At 63.9% G+C, this 14810-nt stretch carries 16 protein-coding genes; 15 read left to right on the top strand and 1 reads right to left on the bottom strand.

Annotated features, from left to right (window positions below; translation table 11 throughout):
* The first annotated feature begins 61 nt into the window (after positions 1–61).
* The 10 genes from ACTQW0_RS05290 (at position 62) to hisE (ending at position 9526) form a co-directional block, all read left to right on the top strand.
* A complete protein-coding gene (locus ACTQW0_RS05290; RefSeq protein ID WP_441031382.1) occupies positions 62–898 on the top strand; it encodes a sugar phosphate isomerase/epimerase family protein in 837 nt (278 codons plus the stop codon).
* Between the two features lie 464 nt (positions 899–1362).
* Positions 1363–3078, top strand: coding sequence for an ATP phosphoribosyltransferase (gene hisG, locus ACTQW0_RS05285; RefSeq protein WP_441031380.1), 1716 nt, complete (start codon positions 1363–1365; stop codon positions 3076–3078).
* A 105-nt stretch (positions 3079–3183) separates the two neighbouring features.
* A complete protein-coding gene (gene hisD, locus ACTQW0_RS05280) occupies positions 3184–4620 on the top strand; it encodes a histidinol dehydrogenase (protein ID WP_441031378.1) in 1437 nt (478 codons plus the stop codon).
* A gap of 1 nt (position 4621) precedes the next feature.
* Positions 4622–5737, top strand: coding sequence for a histidinol-phosphate transaminase (hisC, locus tag ACTQW0_RS05275; protein ID WP_441031376.1), 1116 nt, complete (start codon positions 4622–4624; stop codon positions 5735–5737).
* Positions 5738–6325: an imidazoleglycerol-phosphate dehydratase HisB gene (hisB, locus tag ACTQW0_RS05270; protein ID WP_441567224.1), complete on the top strand. Its 588-nt coding sequence runs from the start codon at positions 5738–5740 to the stop codon at positions 6323–6325.
* Between the two features lie 137 nt (positions 6326–6462).
* The gene (locus ACTQW0_RS05265; protein ID WP_441567222.1) at positions 6463–7164 is read left to right on the top strand and encodes an imidazole glycerol phosphate synthase subunit HisH; all 702 of its coding nucleotides are present in this window, start codon (positions 6463–6465) and stop codon (positions 7162–7164) included.
* The gene (locus ACTQW0_RS05260) at positions 7161–7904 is read left to right on the top strand and encodes a HisA/HisF-related TIM barrel protein (RefSeq protein WP_427718862.1); all 744 of its coding nucleotides are present in this window, start codon (positions 7161–7163) and stop codon (positions 7902–7904) included. Before ACTQW0_RS05265 ends, ACTQW0_RS05260 begins: the two co-directional genes overlap by 4 nt.
* Before the next feature lie 3 nt (positions 7905–7907).
* Positions 7908–8690, top strand: a complete 783-nt coding sequence (hisF, locus tag ACTQW0_RS05255) for an imidazole glycerol phosphate synthase subunit HisF (RefSeq protein WP_117769949.1) — start codon at positions 7908–7910, stop codon at positions 8688–8690.
* A gap of 142 nt (positions 8691–8832) precedes the next feature.
* On the top strand, positions 8833–9162 hold the full coding sequence (gene hisI / locus ACTQW0_RS05250; protein WP_154515095.1) for a phosphoribosyl-AMP cyclohydrolase: 330 nt from the start codon (positions 8833–8835) through the stop codon (positions 9160–9162).
* A gap of 46 nt (positions 9163–9208) precedes the next feature.
* Complete coding sequence (gene hisE / locus ACTQW0_RS05245) at positions 9209–9526, top strand: phosphoribosyl-ATP diphosphatase (RefSeq protein WP_006235893.1); 318 nt, start codon at positions 9209–9211, stop codon at positions 9524–9526.
* Between the two features lie 109 nt (positions 9527–9635).
* Here hisE and ACTQW0_RS05240 read toward each other — a convergent pair whose 3' ends face one another.
* Positions 9636–10547, bottom strand: a complete 912-nt coding sequence (locus ACTQW0_RS05240; protein WP_441567220.1) for a hypothetical protein — start codon at positions 10545–10547, stop codon at positions 9636–9638.
* Positions 10548–10885: 338 nt separating this feature from the next.
* Here ACTQW0_RS05240 and larC point away from each other — a divergent pair, with 338 nt between their 5' ends.
* From larC to ACTQW0_RS05215, 5 genes are all read left to right on the top strand, one after another.
* Positions 10886–11371, top strand: a complete 486-nt coding sequence (gene larC, locus ACTQW0_RS05235) for a nickel insertion protein (RefSeq protein ID WP_441567219.1) — start codon at positions 10886–10888, stop codon at positions 11369–11371.
* 59 nt (positions 11372–11430) lie between these two features.
* Complete coding sequence (gene yfcE, locus ACTQW0_RS05230) at positions 11431–11979, top strand: phosphodiesterase (RefSeq protein WP_441567218.1); 549 nt, start codon at positions 11431–11433, stop codon at positions 11977–11979.
* A gap of 2 nt (positions 11980–11981) precedes the next feature.
* Positions 11982–12842: a nucleoside triphosphate pyrophosphohydrolase gene (gene mazG, locus ACTQW0_RS05225; RefSeq protein ID WP_441567217.1), complete on the top strand. Its 861-nt coding sequence runs from the start codon at positions 11982–11984 to the stop codon at positions 12840–12842.
* 168 nt (positions 12843–13010) lie between these two features.
* Positions 13011–13772 carry a hypothetical protein gene (locus tag ACTQW0_RS05220; protein WP_441567216.1) on the top strand — a complete coding sequence of 254 codons (762 nt, stop codon included), beginning with the start codon at positions 13011–13013 and terminating at the stop codon, positions 13770–13772.
* A 19-nt stretch (positions 13773–13791) separates the two neighbouring features.
* Entirely contained in the window at positions 13792–14793 is a 1002-nt protein-coding gene (locus ACTQW0_RS05215; RefSeq protein ID WP_441567214.1) for a Ppx/GppA phosphatase family protein, read from the top strand.
* Positions 14794–14810: the final 17 nt, after the last annotated feature.

Here is a 14810-nt window from a genome sequence, read left to right as displayed (position 1 = left end):
TTTGTGTAATTGGGCCCCGCTCCTATATGGAACGGGGCCTCGTTTAGGTTGGAGAGTAATTATGAGCTACCCCCTGCTTGCCGTCATGAATATCAGCCATCGTTATTTTGACCTTGAGGAATTCTTTTCTTCGGCAGCGGCCTCGGGCTACACGTGTTGCGAGCTTTGGACCGGGGCGATGCATCTGTATGTCGATTGCCATGGATACGATTCGCTCGAGCAGGTGCGAAAGCTGTCGCAGCGGTATGGGGTTCGGATTGTGGGGCTTTGTCCCGAACAGAACAACCCCAAGCCGTGGAATATCGCGGCGCGCGGGAATGAGGCGCGTGCCCGCACGCTCGCGTACTTTAAGAACGTTGTGGATATCGCGGCGGAACTTGGAGCCGAGCAGGTCATGGTCTCGAGCGGCTGGGCATTTTTGAACGAACCGATCGAGGACGCGTGGGGTCGCAGCGCCTCGATGCTGCGTGCGATTGCCGAGCATGCGGGAGAGCGCGGCGTGCGACTGGTGCTCGAGGCCCTACAGCCGGTTGAGTCGATGATCGTGAACTCGGCGGCCGACACGAAGCGCATGATCGAGGCGGTTGATCATCCGGCACTTAAGGCGTGTCTGGATTTGGGCGCTATGGCGGTGGCGGGGGATACCATCGACGATTATTTCGATCTGCTTGGCGAAGATGTCGCCCATGTGCATTTTGTCGATGTTGCGGCAAACGGCACGACGCATCTTGCCTGGGGTGACGGCGACCGCGATATGCGCGCCGACCTGGATAGGCTGGTGGCGCGCGGCTATCGCGGAGTTGTTTCGGCCGAGACCTATGACTGGCGCTATTTTGCCGACCCCGCAGCTGCCGATGCGCAGGTAATGGCAGAGTATCGTCGTGCGATTGGCGCCTAAGTGGGACAGGGCGCCGAGCTGGCGTTTGGCGAATTTTAGTTTGGCGCTCCCTGAGAAATGGGACAGGCTTTCCGCTTGAAGCCCAACCGGAAAGCCTGCCCCGGAATGAGCTTCCAGAATGGGATGTACTTTCCGTATGCGGTCCCATCCGGAAAGTACATCCCATTCCAAGCCCAAATTCCGGGACGCACTTTCCGCTGAAGACCTCAACCGGAAACCGCATCCCGTTCTGGACTGTAATTTCGGGGCGCAGTTTCCGCCAGAAGTCTCAACCGGAAACCGCATCCCAGTTTTTGGCTGGCGGGCGGGATGTGCCTCCTCCAATGTTTCCAAATGAATACGCTGTGAGCCGAGGGGGACGGTTCTCCCCGCAAGCACTCTAGTATGCTAAAGTACCCAGAAGACCGGCGGAGCTATGCCGGTCTTTCGTTCTATATGAAACGCAGTATGAGGAGGCTCACCAGATGACGGCCACACCGTGGGGATTCCGGGACATATTGCCCGAGGAGGCTCAGGCACGCGAGGAGATCGCGTATACGGTGAAGGGCTGCTTAAGGGAGCATCATTACCTTCCGGTCGAGACGCCGCTGCTCGAGGACAAGGGTTCGCTCGAGGAGGGCGGCCTCATTGCGGACACGCCGTTTAAGCTCTTTGATGACGACGGCCGCCTGCTGGTGGTCCGTCCCGACAACACGCTGCCGATCGTGCGCCTGGTTTCGACCCGCATGCGTGCGGCCGATCTGCCCCTGCGCCTTCGCTACGAGGCGCCGGTGGTTCGCGAGTGCCAGCGCCATGCCGGTGGCTCGCGTCAGTTTACGCAGCTGGGCTTTGAGCTTATCGGTGCGGGCGATACCGCGGGCGATGTAGAGATTGTTTCGCTGGTGGCCGAGGCCGTGCGTAAGCTGGCGCTTCCCGATGCTCGTATTATCGCAGGTAGCGTGCGTCCTTTTAAGGAGCTGCTCGCGGCGTGCGAGGATCGCGAGCTGGCAGCCGAGGCCCTGCGCTGCGTGCATGCCAACGACTTTGTGGGCCTCGATGCCCGCGTGGCTGCCAGCACCGAGTCTGATGCCGTCAAGGCCGCCATTAGCGAGCTGCCGCGCCTGCACGGTGGTGCCGAGGTGCTCGACCGCGTGGACGCGCTGCTGGAGGCCGCCGGTATCGTCGCGCCGCCGACGCGCGAGCTGCGTGCCCTGGTCGAGGGTTTGGCTCCCGAGGACGCCCAGGTGCTGTCGTTCGATTTCTCCATCATGAACTCTTTCGATTACTACACGGGCCTGGTCTTTAAGGCCTATGCCGGTGGCTTGCCCGATCCGGTGGGTTCGGGCGGACGCTACGACTCCATCTTTACCGGCGCATTTGGCGACGGCATCGAGGTGCCGGCGGCGGGCTTTGCCTTTTCGCTTGAGCGTTTGGAGGCCGCGCGTACCTCGGCAGAGGAAACCGCTTCCGACGGCGATCACGCCGCGGGCCGTGGCGCCGAGGGCCCGCTGCGCATTGCCGTGCCCAAGGGCTCGCTTAAGGCAGACACGCTCGACGTGCTCGAGGCCGCGGGCCTGGACGTCTCTGAGTTGCGTGACCCCGGCCGTCACCTGATTGTGCGCGGTCGCGACATGCGTGCCGGTGAGGGCGCGATCGGCGATATCGAGTTTGTTATCGTGCGACCCAGCGATGCGCCCGCCTTTGTGGGCTGCGGTGGCGCCGATTGCGGCATCTGCGGCTGGGACTCGCTCATCGAGGCCGACCTCAACCTGCTGCAGCTGGTCGATCTGGGCTATGGCCTGTGCACCTTTATCGAGGCAGAGCCCGCGTGGCGCGCCGGTCAGGCCGAGCGCAACTATGCCCGCCGCGGGTCGCTTCGCGTGGCAACCAAGTATCCGCGCATCGCGAGTGCCTGGTATGCCGAGCGCGGTGTGAACGCCGATATCGTTTCGCTGCACGGCAACATCGAGCTGGGCCCCATTGTCGGCATGACCGATCGCATCGTGGATATTACCGCCACGGGTGCCACGCTGCGCGACAACGATTTGGTCATCACCGGCCGCATTATGGACTGCACGGCGCGCTTTTTTGTCAACCCGGGTGCCGCTCGCTTAGATCCGCGCGTACGCAATCTGGCAGATCGCTTGGCGGCGGCCGTTAAGGACAAGCATTTTGAGCCCGTTGCGGGCTCGGCACAATAGCGCGAGCACGCACGGGCGCCCCAACGTCTGGGCTGCGGGCCGATTGGCGCCGCCGCCCGGCCTCTCGTTTTTCGAACACAACCTCGACCGATAGGGGATACCGATATGAAGACTATCAAGCTTGCTCCCGGTGAGCGTCTCGTTACCAACCAGCTCAACCGTAAGGGCGTGCTGCCGCAAAACATCGTCGACGCCGCCCGCGATATCGTGGCCAACGTGCGCGCCAACGGCGATGCCGCGGTGCGCGACTACTGTCAGCGTTTTGACGGTGTAGAGCTGCAGAGCTTCCGTCCGCCGCAAGAGCAGATCGATGCCGCGCTCGAGGGCCTCGATCCGGCCTTTGTTGCGGCGCTCGAGAAGGCTGCGCGCCAGATTCGCGAGTTCCACCAGCGCGAGGTCGAGCAGAGCTGGTTTACCACGCGTGCAGACGGCACCATGCTCGGCGTTAAGGTGACCCCGCTTGCGGCGGCCGGCATCTACGTGCCGGGCGGTCGCGCGCAGTATCCCTCCACGGTGCTCATGAATGCCATTCCCGCCAAGGTCGCCGGCGTCGAGCGCGTGGTCATGGTGACCCCGCCGCAAAAAGATGGCCTGATCAACCCCTACACGCTCGCCGCGGCAAAGCTCGGCGGCGTGGACGAAATCTATATGGTGGGCGGCGCCCAGGCCGTGGCCGCGCTGGCGTACGGTACCGAGACCATTCCTCGCGTCGACAAAATCACCGGTCCGGGCAACGCCTTTGTTGCCGCGGCCAAGCAGATTGTCTCGGGCGACGTGGGCATCGACATGGTCGCCGGCCCCTCCGAGGTCTGCGTGCTGGCAGATGCCACGGCCAAGCCCATGGTGGTCGCGGCCGACCTGATGGCCCAGGCCGAGCACGATCCGCTAGCAGCCTGCTATCTGGTGACCTGCGACGAGCAGTTTGCGCGCGAGGTCGAGGCGGGTATCGACATTTTGGTGGCACAGTCCCCGCGTGCCGAGATCACGCGCGCCTCGCTCGACAACGAGGGCACCATCGTGGTGGCCGCCGATATGGCTGCTGCCGTCGAGGCGGTGAACACCGTGGCGCCCGAGCACCTGGAGCTGCACTGCAAGGATGCGATGGGCCTGCTCGGCGGCATTCGCAACGCCGGCGCCATCTTTGTGGGCGCTTGGAGCTCCGAGTCGCTTGGCGATTATGTTGCCGGCCCCAACCACACGCTGCCGACCGGTGGCACGGCCATGTTCTCCAACCCGCTTTCGGTCGAAGAATTCGTCAAGCGCTCGAGCGTCATTTGCTATACGCCCGAGGGCCTGCTCTCGGACGCTCCCGCGACGCAGCGCCTGGCCGAGGCCGAGGGCCTGTGGGCGCACGCGCTTTCCGCCGCGCTGCGTCGCCGTGTGCTGGAGCAGGGCGAGGGTGCCGTGAGTGCTGAGTCTCTGGCCGCGGCCGACCTGACCAAGGTCGCCTGGCCGGGCGACGCCGTGGCGACGGTCGCCGAGGGTGTGGACCTAGCGGCTGCAAGCGCGGATGGCGCTGGCGCGACCGGCGAGGAGGCCTAATATGGCCGAGCTGACGTCTCGCATGAAGGAGCTCGTCCAGCCCTACTTGGCTGGCATTGAGCCCTACAACCCCAACTTTACGCCCACGCGCATCAACCTTTCGGCCAACGAGAACACCTATCCCGTGCCGGCTGGCGTGCGCGAGGCGGTCGACGCCGCCCTGGCTGCCACGCCGCTCAACCGCTACCCCGATCCCATGTCGAACGACCTGCGCGACGAGCTTGCCGCTTGGCATGGCGTGGCGCGCGAGAATATCTGCGTGGGCAACGGCGGCGACGAGCTGCTCTATAACTACCTGCTGGCGTTTGGCGGCGCGGGGCGGACCCTGCTCAACTGCCCGCCGTGTTTTAGCGAGTATGCGTTCTTTGCGTCGCTCTGTCAGACCGAGGTGTGCGACGTGTGGCGCGACCCGGCGACCTTTGAGCTCGACCAGGCTGCCGTGCTAGCGGCGGCGCCCGAGTGCAACTTGGCCATTGTGACCTCGCCCAATAACCCCACGGGTGACGTGGCACCGCTCGACTTTGTCGCGGCCCTGTGCGATGCGTGCCCCGGCATGGTGATGGTCGACGAGGCCTACGTTGAGTTCGCCGACGCTTCGTTTGGCGCGGTCACCACAGCGCAGGGACTTATCGCCGAGCATCCCAACCTGGTGATCCTGCATACGCTGTCCAAGGCGTTTGGCGCCGCCGGCACGCGTCTGGGCTATGTGATTGCGGCGCCCGAGGTCATCGACGTGTTCGCGGCGATTCGCCAGATCTATTCGGTCAACGTGCTGAGCCAGGCGGCGGCGCTTGCCTGCGTGCGCGCCCGCGATGCGTATGCGCCCGTGGTGGCACAGGTCGCATCCGAGCGCAAGCGCGAACTGTGTGCCCTGCGCGCAATGGCTGCCGGGGGTCTGCCCGTGGAGGCATGGCCGAGTGCGGCGAACTTTGTGCTCGTGCGCACGCCGCATGCTACGCGCGTGCGTGAGCGCCTGCGCGACGAGTATTCGATTTTGGTGCGCGACTTTAGCTACGCGCCGGGGCTTGCGGACTGTCTGCGCATTACCGTGGGCACCCCGCAGGAAAACGATGAGGTGCTGGCTGCGTTTGCCGCGCTGGTGAAGGAGGAGATGTAGATGAGCCGTTATGCCGAGGTGACCCGCAAGACGGGGGAGACCGACATTGTTGTCAAACTCGACCTGGACGGATGCGGCGTGTGCGATATCTCGACCGGCGTGCCGTTTTTCGACCACATGCTCAACGCCTTTGGCCGCCATGGCCTGTTTGATTTAACGGTGCATGCAGTAGGCGACGTGGAGGTCGACGCGCACCATACCGTCGAGGACACGGGCATTGTGCTGGGTGAGGCGTTTTGCCAAGCGCTGGGCGACAAGGCGGGTATTACGCGCTTTGCAGACGCGGCGATTGCCATGGACGAGACGCTCATGATGGCCGCCGTGGACATTTCGGGTCGCGGCCAGGCCTACTGCGAGCTGCCCGTGCCGACCGAACGTGTGGGCAGCTTCGATACCGAGCTGGCCGTCGAGTTCTTCTATGCCTTTGCGCGCGATGCCAAGCTCACGTTGCACGTGCGCGAGCTCGCAGGCGGCAACTCGCATCACATTATCGAGGCCGCCTTTAAGGCCGTGGGCCGCACGATGCGCCACGCCTGCGAGCTCGATCCCCGCGTGCAGGGCATCCCCAGCACCAAGGGCTCGCTGTAACCTGCCAAAAAGGGACAGGTTTATTTTGGCAGGTTTTATCTGCGGAAATGCTGTCTTATACGGTGGGTGAACGTTTAACCGACCAAAATAAACCTGTCCCTTTTTGGCAGGATTTGAATGGGAAAAAGGAGGGTCGCGTGGGCGAACCGAAGATCGTGGTGGTCGACTACCACAAGGGCAACTTGTCGAGCGTCGTGCGCGGGCTTGTGCGCGCCGGTGCCGCCGCCTGCACGTCGGACGATCCGGAGCAGATCCGCCGCGCCGACGGTCTGGTCATCCCGGGCGTGGGCGCGTTCTATGACGCGATCGCCTTTATGCGCCAGAGCGGCGAGGCGGACGCGGTGCTCGACGCCGTTGCCGCCGGAACTCCGCTGTTCGGCATCTGCCTGGGCCTTCAGCTATTTTTTGAGCGCGGCAACGAGGGCGTGCCTGCGGACGAGGGCGCGGTCGCCGACGGCAGCGCCCCCGAGCAGGCTGGCGGTCCCTGGGTCGATGGCCTGGGCATTATGCGCGGTTCGTGCACACGCTTGGAGTCGAGCCGCCTGAAGGTGCCGCACGTGGGCTGGGACCAGGTGCACATGACGCCCGCCGGTGCGGCCGATCCGCTGCTTGCCGGTTTTGCCGAGGGTGCCAACATGTACTTCACCCACAGCTACGCGGTGGCTGACGACGCCGATGCCGCCGATGTGCTGGCGCGCACACACTATACGCGGAGCTTCCCGTGCATCGTGCGCCATGGCAACGTGTGGGGCTGCCAGTTCCATCCCGAGAAATCCTCCGCGCTGGGTCAGCGCATCCTTAAGAACTTTGTGAGCATCGTCGAGGAGGTTGGCCGATGATCCTGTTTCCCGCAATCGATCTGATCGGCGGCAAGGTCGTGCGCCTGGAGCGCGGTGACCGCAGCCGCTGCAAGGTATATTCCGACGATCCCGTGGCCGTTGCCCGCACGTTTGCCGAACAGGGCGCGAGCTGGGTGCACGTCGTCGACCTGTCCGCTGCCTTTGGCGAGGACGAGGGCGCACGTGCTGCCAACTCGGCGGCGATTAAGGCCATCTGCGGCGTCGACGGTCTGTCCGTGGACGTGGGCGGCGGCGTCCGCTCGCTTGCGCGCATCGACGAGTTGGCAGGCTACGGCGCATGCCGTATCGCGCTGGGCACCGTGCTGGTGACCGAGCCGGGTTTTGCCGAAGTGGCAGCCCAAGGCTTTGGCGAGTTGCTGGTGGCAGACATCGCCGCGCGCGACGGTCAGGTCAAGGTGAACGGCTGGCGCGACGGCGCAGGTGTGGCGCTCGACGATGCCGTGGCGCAGCTTTCCGAGCTGGGCTTTAAGCATCTGGTGTATACCGACATCGCGCGCGATGGCATGCAGACGGGTATCGATGTGGCGGCGTATCGCCATGTGGCCGAGGTCGCGGGCTTTCCCGTCGTGGCTTCGGGCGGCATCTCGACGCTCGACGATATCCGCGCACTGGCCGCGGTGGGTGAGGGCGCGATTGAAGGCGCCATTACCGGCCGTGCGCTCTACGAGGGCAATTTTACGCTGGCCCAGGCGCTGGCCGCCGCCCGAGGGGAGGAGTAGCCCATGCTTACCAAGCGCGTAATTCCCTGCCTGGACGTCAAGGACGGCCGCGTGGTCAAGGGAGTTAACTTTGTGAGCTTGCGCGATGCGGGCGATCCGGTGGAACTGGCCCGCGCCTACGACCGCGAGGGTGCGGACGAGGTCGTCTTCCTGGACATTACTGCCACGAGCGACAACCGTGCGACGACCATCGAGATGGCGGCGCATGCGGCCGAGGAGCTCGCCATTCCCTATACCGTGGGCGGCGGCTTTCGCGACCTGGCGGGCATGCGCACCATGGTTGCCGCCGGTGCCGACAAGGTGTCGCTCAACTCGGCGGCCGTGCGCGATCCGTCGCTGATTAGCCAGGCCGCCGCGGCGTTTGGCAGCCAGGCCGTGGTCGTGGCGATTGATGCCAAGCGCGTCGGTTTGCCCGGCGCATCCGGTGCCGACAAGTGGGAGGTCTTTACCGCAGGAGGTCGCAACGCCACGGGCATCGACGCGGTGGCGTGGGCCGAGGAGGCGGCTCGTCGCGGCGCCGGCGAGATCTTGCTCACCAGCATGGACCGCGACGGCACCAAGGCTGGTTTTGATTTGGCGCTCACCCGCGCCGTGGCCCGCGCGGTGCCAATCCCCGTCATCGCGAGCGGCGGCGTGGGCACGCTCGAGCATTTTGCCGAGGGCGTGATCGAGGGCGAGGCCGACGCCGTGCTGGCGGCGAGCGTCTTTCACTTTGGAACCTTCAGCATTCGCCAGGTGAAGGAGTATATGGCCTCTCAAGGCATCCCTGTCAGGTTGGACTTCTAGCGCTGCGGCTTGCCCAGGCACCCGACCTTCCGGCTCCAACCCTCCTCGCGTACTTAAGTACGCGTCGTCGGGCTTGTCGCTCGGAATCTCGGGCACCTGGACAACCCTCGCCGACCTGCGAAGTTTGTATTTGGGGAGAGAAATGGAAGAGATAACCGATCCTTCAAAGCTTGCGTACGACGCCCGCGGGCTGATTCCTTGTGTGGTTCAGCAGTATGACACCGGCGAGGTGCTCATGGTTGCCTGGATGAACGAGGAGTCGGTGGGGCTGACGCTCAAGACCGGCACCACGTGGTTTTGGAGCCGCAGTCGCCAGGAGCTCTGGAACAAGGGCGCGACGAGCGGCAACATGCAGGAGGTTCGCGAACTCTGGGCTGACTGCGATAGCGACACGCTGCTGGTCAAGGTCGACTCGCCGGGTCCGGCCTGCCATACCGGCAACCGTACCTGCTTCTTTAAGAAACTCGCGTAGGGCGGGCGCTCGACCAGGCGCTTGGCCAACCAGAAAGGATTGAACCATGGGTGTGCGTACCGCAAATGTTCAGGATGGAAATATCGGCGAGACGCTAACGGGGCTGGCCGAGGTGATTCACGGTCGTCGCGATGCGTCGCCGCAGGAAAGCTATACCGCTCGACTGCTGACTGACGTCGAGGATGAGCTGCTCAAGAAGCTTGCCGAGGAGGCGAGTGAGGTGATCATGGCCTGCAAGGATAACGACCACGATCACATTCGCTACGAGGCTGGCGACCTGGTCTACCACCTGCTCGTGACGCTTGAGCGCTACGGCATCACCCTCGACGAGCTGGCCGGCGAGCTCAACGCCCGCCGCCACTAGTCGTTAAAGAACATCCCCGATGACCATGGAAGTTGCGGTGGAATAGTTCTTGTTTGACGGTCTTAGGGCTATAAACAGGAACTATTTCACCGCAACTTATGAAGGATGGCTAGGCGAGGGATATGGACTCCCATTCGCCGGTGGGGTGGGGGATGTCGAAGGTTCGGTAGCCGCAGTCGTAGACATGGGCTTGGGCCTCGCGGATATGCCAGCAAATATCACAGGCGCGGTGCGCATCCGAGCCAAAAGTAATCGGCACCTCAGCATGGGCAAAGCAGCGCAAAAGGCCGGTCACGGGGTAGTAGTCGTCGAGCCCCTTGCGCGGTGCGGCCGTCGAGACCTCAACGCGGCGGCCCGTATCGTGCGCACACTCGGCCATCTGCCGCCAAAACGGCGCGGGGTCAAAGTCGGGCGCAAAGCCTTCCTTCGAAAAGCGCATGACCAGGTCGGGGTGAGCCATCACATCAAAGTTGAGCGAGCTTTCGCAGGCGCGGCACCAGTCATCGACATAGCGCTCCCACACGCCGCGCACGCCTAAGTTTTCCCAAACGTGCAGGTTGGTGTCGTCGTCGATCCAGCCGCAGCGTGAGTCAGGCGTATCGGGGCGTGCGACGCCCTCTGTCCCCGTCGCGCCCGCAGCGCCTGCCATGATATTGCCCGGGTTACCAATCCAATGCACGCTGCCCAGGCGTACGACGGCGCCCCGGGACCAGCGCTCAACCAAAGGCTCGCAGCCTTCGTACCAATCGCACTCAAAGCCATAGACAAGCTCGAGCTCCGGCGCAATCTGCGCGGCAATCTTGCGGGCATCCTCAAAAGCCAGACGATGCGCCGGCAGGTCGCCCTCGACAACCTGCACCTCGCAGGTGGCATCCATGCTGGCAGGCAGGGTAAGGTGATCGGCCGAGACCATGGTGCGGCAACCGGCCGCAGCAGCGGCGCGGACGTTGTCTTCAAACGAGGCGTGTCCGTCCGAAAACGAGGTGTGAGTATGGCAATCGACCAGCGGGCAAGCAGGCATGTCGGCTCCTTTACGTCAAGCGAATCTGCTCCATTGTAACGGCGCGGCCCCCAGTGCGATGTACGCGCCGGGGGCCGAAATCGACTGGAAAGGACGGGCGGCGCATAAGGGCGAGCTCGCGACATCGGCCTTGCTTCGAATCATGACCTCAGCCTCCAAAAACCGACAAAAAATGACAGGTTTGGAGGCTGATGTACATGTTTGGCCGAGGCGGTGGAGTGTCGGTTCTTGCAGACAAGGAAAATCGCGCTCATCGCGCGCCGCCACACTTGCGCCGCTCGCGATGTGCTAGCGTTTGGGTGAATAAAACGAGCCCGTGCGGAAAGGAGCCGGACCGTATGCAACGTGGAACTACATTTCCGCTGTCCCGCGAGACCGATGCGCCCGAAACCATCGTCAAGCTGGAGTGCGACATCGACGACGCGTCGCCCGAGGTGCTCGCCTACGCCGCCGACCGCCTGCGCGAGGCCGGCGCGCGCGAGGTGCACTGGCTGCCCCTCTATTGCAAGAAAGGCCGCCCTGGCTGGCAGTTGCAGGTAATCTGCACCCACGAGGATATCGAGCGCCTGCAGACGATCATCTTTTTGGAAACCACGACCAATGGCATCCGCCGCCAGGTTATGGAGCGCGTTTGCCTGCCACGCTACTTTGAGCGCGTAACGACGCCGTGGGGCGAGGTCTCCGTCAAGGTGGCCACCTTGCCCGACGGCAGTGAGCGTGCGGCGCCCGAGTACGAAGACTGCGCCCGCCTTGCCCGTGAGCACAATGTGCCGCTCCAACGCGTGATGCAGGCGGCCCAGAGTGCGGCACTGCGATTTGAATAACGCGGCTGGTGGCGACATTCCGCGCCCGGCCACGTCAACCCCACCCCGAAAGGACCTCCATGAAATACCTCATCGCTTCTGACATCCACGGCTCGGCATATTGGACCGAGCGTCTCTGCGCCGCCATCGAAGCCGAGCAGCCCGACCGCATCGTCCTGCTGGGCGACCTGCTTTATCATGGTCCGCGCAACGACCTGCCGCGCGACTACGCTCCCAAGCGCGTGATTCCGCTGCTCAACGCCCTGGCCGACCGCATTATCGCGGTGCGCGGCAACTGCGACGCCGAGGTCGACCAGATGGTTCTCGACTTTCCCGTCATGGCCGACTACGCCACGCTGTTCGACGAGACCGGCCACGAGCTGTTCCTGACGCACGGCCACGTCTTTGGCGCCGGCATGCACAACAGCGTCGATCACGCGCCCGCGCTGCCCGAGGGCTCCGCGCTCGTCTACGGTCACACGCACGTCAAGGTCAACGAGGAAAGCACCGCGCACCCGGGTCTGTGGCTCTTCAATCCCGGCAGCGTGAGTATCCCCAAGGACGGCACGCACAGCTATGGTATCTACGAGGGCGGCGCGTTCCGCCATGTGATCATGGAGGAGGACTAACCATGGCCGAGCACATGGCTCAGCAAAATGCCGAAGGTTCGCGCGACCTGTCCACGCTGGTCGATGCATCGGCCGAGTTACAACATCTGGTACAGACTATCTGGCGCCTGCGTCAGCCCGACGGCTGCCCGTGGGACCGCGAGCAGACGCACCAGAGCATTGGCAAGAACATGATTGAGGAGGCCTACGAGGCGCTCGACTGCATCGAGGCGGATGACGCGGCCCATCTTCGCGAGGAGCTGGGCGATGTGCTCATGCAAGTCGTGCTGCATGCGCAGATCGCGGCGGACGCCGGCGAGTTTACGCTGGCCGACGTGGCGCGAGATATCGACGCCAAGCTCATTCGCCGCCATCCGCACGTGTTTGGCGATGTGGATGCCGACAACTCCGACGAGGTGCTCAAGATTTGGGACGAGGTCAAACTTGCCGAGAAGGCCGCCAAGGACCAGGCCGTGGCGGCGGGCGATGCTGCGCCCGAGGGCCTGCTCGACGGCGTGCCCACGCATCTGCCGGCGCTGATGCAGGCTCAGAAGGTGTCGCGCAAGGCGGCTGCCGTGGGCTTTGAGTGGGATACGGTCCAGGACGTGTGGGACGAGGTCGCCGAGGAACGTGCCGAGTTTGAGGCCGAGGAACCCGGCTCGCCCGAGCGCGAGATGGAGTTTGGCGACCTGCTCTTTGCCCTGGTCAACGTTGCGCGCAAGGAGGGCATTGACGCCGAGAGCGCCCTTCGTGCCAGCACGGCAAAGTTCCGCCGCCGTTGGGCCGCGATGGAGCAGATGGCGGCCGATGCCCATGTTGATCTTGCTGAGCTTTCGACCCACGGGCTCAACGACCTGTGGGATGCCGCAAAGGCAGAGGAGTAGGACACGGTGTTGGTCGGCGGGGCGTAAGGGCGGCGCCCCGTCGACTTGCCCGTTGGCGACCACGCGCGCTCGAGTAATGGATTTGTCCTACGGCTCGTCCGGCTGGTCCGCCCGCGTGCTATAACTAAAGGACTTAGCGCAAACAAACCTCAACCGCACAAGGCGCACATGGATCAGATTTACGACAACAGGTACTATTCCGCCGGTTCGCGCGAACCGTCACCTCGCCGTGCGCATTCGGTGCAGCTTGGCGGGTCTGGTTATGCTGGCGCTGATCGCTCCAGGTATAGCTCGCCGGCGACTTCGCATCCCAATGCTCAGCCAAATAGTTCCTCGGACAGTCCGGTGCGCCCATCGCGTTCCAAGCATACGTCGCGCCCTTCGACCCAGGCGTCCGACAAGCCGCGCCGTCCCTCAAGCCGTCTTTCGGGCTCGGACTTTATGCACTACGCCAACGATAACGCGGTGGTCAAGGCAATCTATGATTTTACCCACGGTCCCCAGCGAGGGCTGTTTGTTGGCATTGTCGTCGCCCTGGCGCTCGTGAGCCTGTACTTCCCCGTACGCGACCTGTATGTGGCAAAACGCTCGAGCGACATCTTGGCCAAGCAGGTCGAGATTCGCGAGCAATATAATGACGACCTGCAAAAAAGCGTCGACAAGCTGCTCTCGGAGGAGGGCATTAAGGACGCGGCGACCGAGGACCTGGGTCTGGTGATGCCCGGCGAGAAGAGGATTGAAGTGCAGGGCCTGGACGACGATTCCGATGCCTCGTCGAGCCAGAAGTCGTCGAACGCCAAGAAGGCCAGCGAAGTTGCCAAGGAAATCGAAGAGGTCGGCAAGGACGCGCCGTGGTACATCCAGACGCTCGACATGCTGTTTGGATTTAACGGCGTCGAGGGCCAGACAGTCGTGTCCAATGGCGAGTAGCGCCCGGAGGGGGGCCGCAATGACGAATTGCAAACGATATAAGGTGGCGGCGATTGACCTGGGAACGGTGTCGTCGCGACTGGTTCTGGCCCAGGTCGAGGACGGGGCGATCGTGGAATCGTCCAAGCATACCGAGATTACCGACTTGGGCGAGGGCGTGGACGCAACGGGGCGCTTTTGCGAGGCGGCCGTTGGGCGCGTGCTCGCTGCGTGCCGAATGTTTGTGGACGAGGCCCGTGCCTTTGGGGCCGCGTGCATCTGCACCACGTGCACGAGCGCCGCGCGCGATGCGTCCAATGCCGCGCTGCTGCTGGACGGCCTGCGCGAGCTGGGGCTCGAGCCGCAGGTGATTCCGGGCGAGGTCGAGGCGCGCCTGACGTTTTTTGGCGTGGCGCACGACTTTGCCGGCGAGCGCATCATTGTTACCGATTCGGGTGGCGGATCCACGGAGCTCGCGACGGGCGTCTTTGCGCCGGAGCGTGGGGTCTTTGCGCTGGAGGGAACGCGCTCGCTGGACATCGGTTGTCGCCGCGTGACGGAGCGGTTTTTCTCGGCGCTGCCGCCAACGGGCAGCGAGCTTGCCGCCGCTGGCGCGTGGGCAAACGAGCAGTTTGCAGGCTACTTTAAGAGCTTGCCTGTCGACTTTGAGCGAGCCGAGCGCCTGGTCGCGGTGGGTGGCACCGTCACCACGCTCGTTGCGCTCGTTCACGAGCTGGAGCCGTATGATTCGAGTTTTGTGCACCTGCGCGAGCTTTCGCTGGACCAGGTTTCGGCCGCTATCGAGCGCATGTCCTCGCTGGATGTCGCGGGCATCGCCGCGTTGCCAGGCGTGCAACCCAAGCGTGCGGGCGTGATCCTGGCTGGTGCTGTGGTGATTCGCGAGCTCATGCGAGCCGGCGGCTACGACGCGCTCACTGTAAGCGAGAACAGTCTGCTCGCCGGAATGGCCGCCACCATCAACGAGGTTCTCGACGGCGCGACCCCCACCATCGCCTGGACCCCCAGCCTCAGCGTCCTTTAACTATCCCCTCATAAGTT

Source organism: Collinsella sp. LCP19S3_B7 (assembly GCF_052121795.1).
Classification (GTDB): Bacteria; Actinomycetota; Coriobacteriia; order Coriobacteriales; family Coriobacteriaceae; genus Collinsella.
Note: the sequence above shows the minus strand (reverse complement) of the source record. Positions and strands in the feature narration are given on the sequence as shown.

What these genes read in the sequence shown, in the direction of transcription:
- ACTQW0_RS05290 (WP_441031382.1), top strand. Translation starts at nt 62, where the DNA reads ATGAGCTACCCCCTGCTTGCCGTCATGAATATCAGCCATCGTTATTTT.
- hisG (WP_441031380.1), top strand. Translation starts at nt 1,363, where the DNA reads ATGACGGCCACACCGTGGGGATTCCGGGACATATTGCCCGAGGAGGCT.
- hisD (WP_441031378.1), top strand. Translation starts at nt 3,184, where the DNA reads ATGAAGACTATCAAGCTTGCTCCCGGTGAGCGTCTCGTTACCAACCAG.
- hisC (WP_441031376.1), top strand. Translation starts at nt 4,622, where the DNA reads ATGGCCGAGCTGACGTCTCGCATGAAGGAGCTCGTCCAGCCCTACTTG.
- hisB (WP_441567224.1), top strand. Translation starts at nt 5,738, where the DNA reads ATGAGCCGTTATGCCGAGGTGACCCGCAAGACGGGGGAGACCGACATT.
- ACTQW0_RS05260 (WP_427718862.1), top strand. Translation starts at nt 7,161, where the DNA reads ATGATCCTGTTTCCCGCAATCGATCTGATCGGCGGCAAGGTCGTGCGC.
- hisF (WP_117769949.1), top strand. Translation starts at nt 7,908, where the DNA reads ATGCTTACCAAGCGCGTAATTCCCTGCCTGGACGTCAAGGACGGCCGC.
- hisI (WP_154515095.1), top strand. Translation starts at nt 8,833, where the DNA reads ATGGAAGAGATAACCGATCCTTCAAAGCTTGCGTACGACGCCCGCGGG.
- hisE (WP_006235893.1), top strand. Translation starts at nt 9,209, where the DNA reads ATGGGTGTGCGTACCGCAAATGTTCAGGATGGAAATATCGGCGAGACG.
- ACTQW0_RS05240 (WP_441567220.1), bottom strand. Translation starts at nt 10,547, where the DNA reads ATGCCTGCTTGCCCGCTGGTCGATTGCCATACTCACACCTCGTTTTCG.
- larC (WP_441567219.1), top strand. Translation starts at nt 10,886, where the DNA reads ATGCAACGTGGAACTACATTTCCGCTGTCCCGCGAGACCGATGCGCCC.
- yfcE (WP_441567218.1), top strand. Translation starts at nt 11,431, where the DNA reads ATGAAATACCTCATCGCTTCTGACATCCACGGCTCGGCATATTGGACC.
- mazG (WP_441567217.1), top strand. Translation starts at nt 11,982, where the DNA reads ATGGCCGAGCACATGGCTCAGCAAAATGCCGAAGGTTCGCGCGACCTG.
- ACTQW0_RS05220 (WP_441567216.1), top strand. Translation starts at nt 13,011, where the DNA reads ATGGATCAGATTTACGACAACAGGTACTATTCCGCCGGTTCGCGCGAA.
- ACTQW0_RS05215 (WP_441567214.1), top strand. Translation starts at nt 13,792, where the DNA reads ATGACGAATTGCAAACGATATAAGGTGGCGGCGATTGACCTGGGAACG.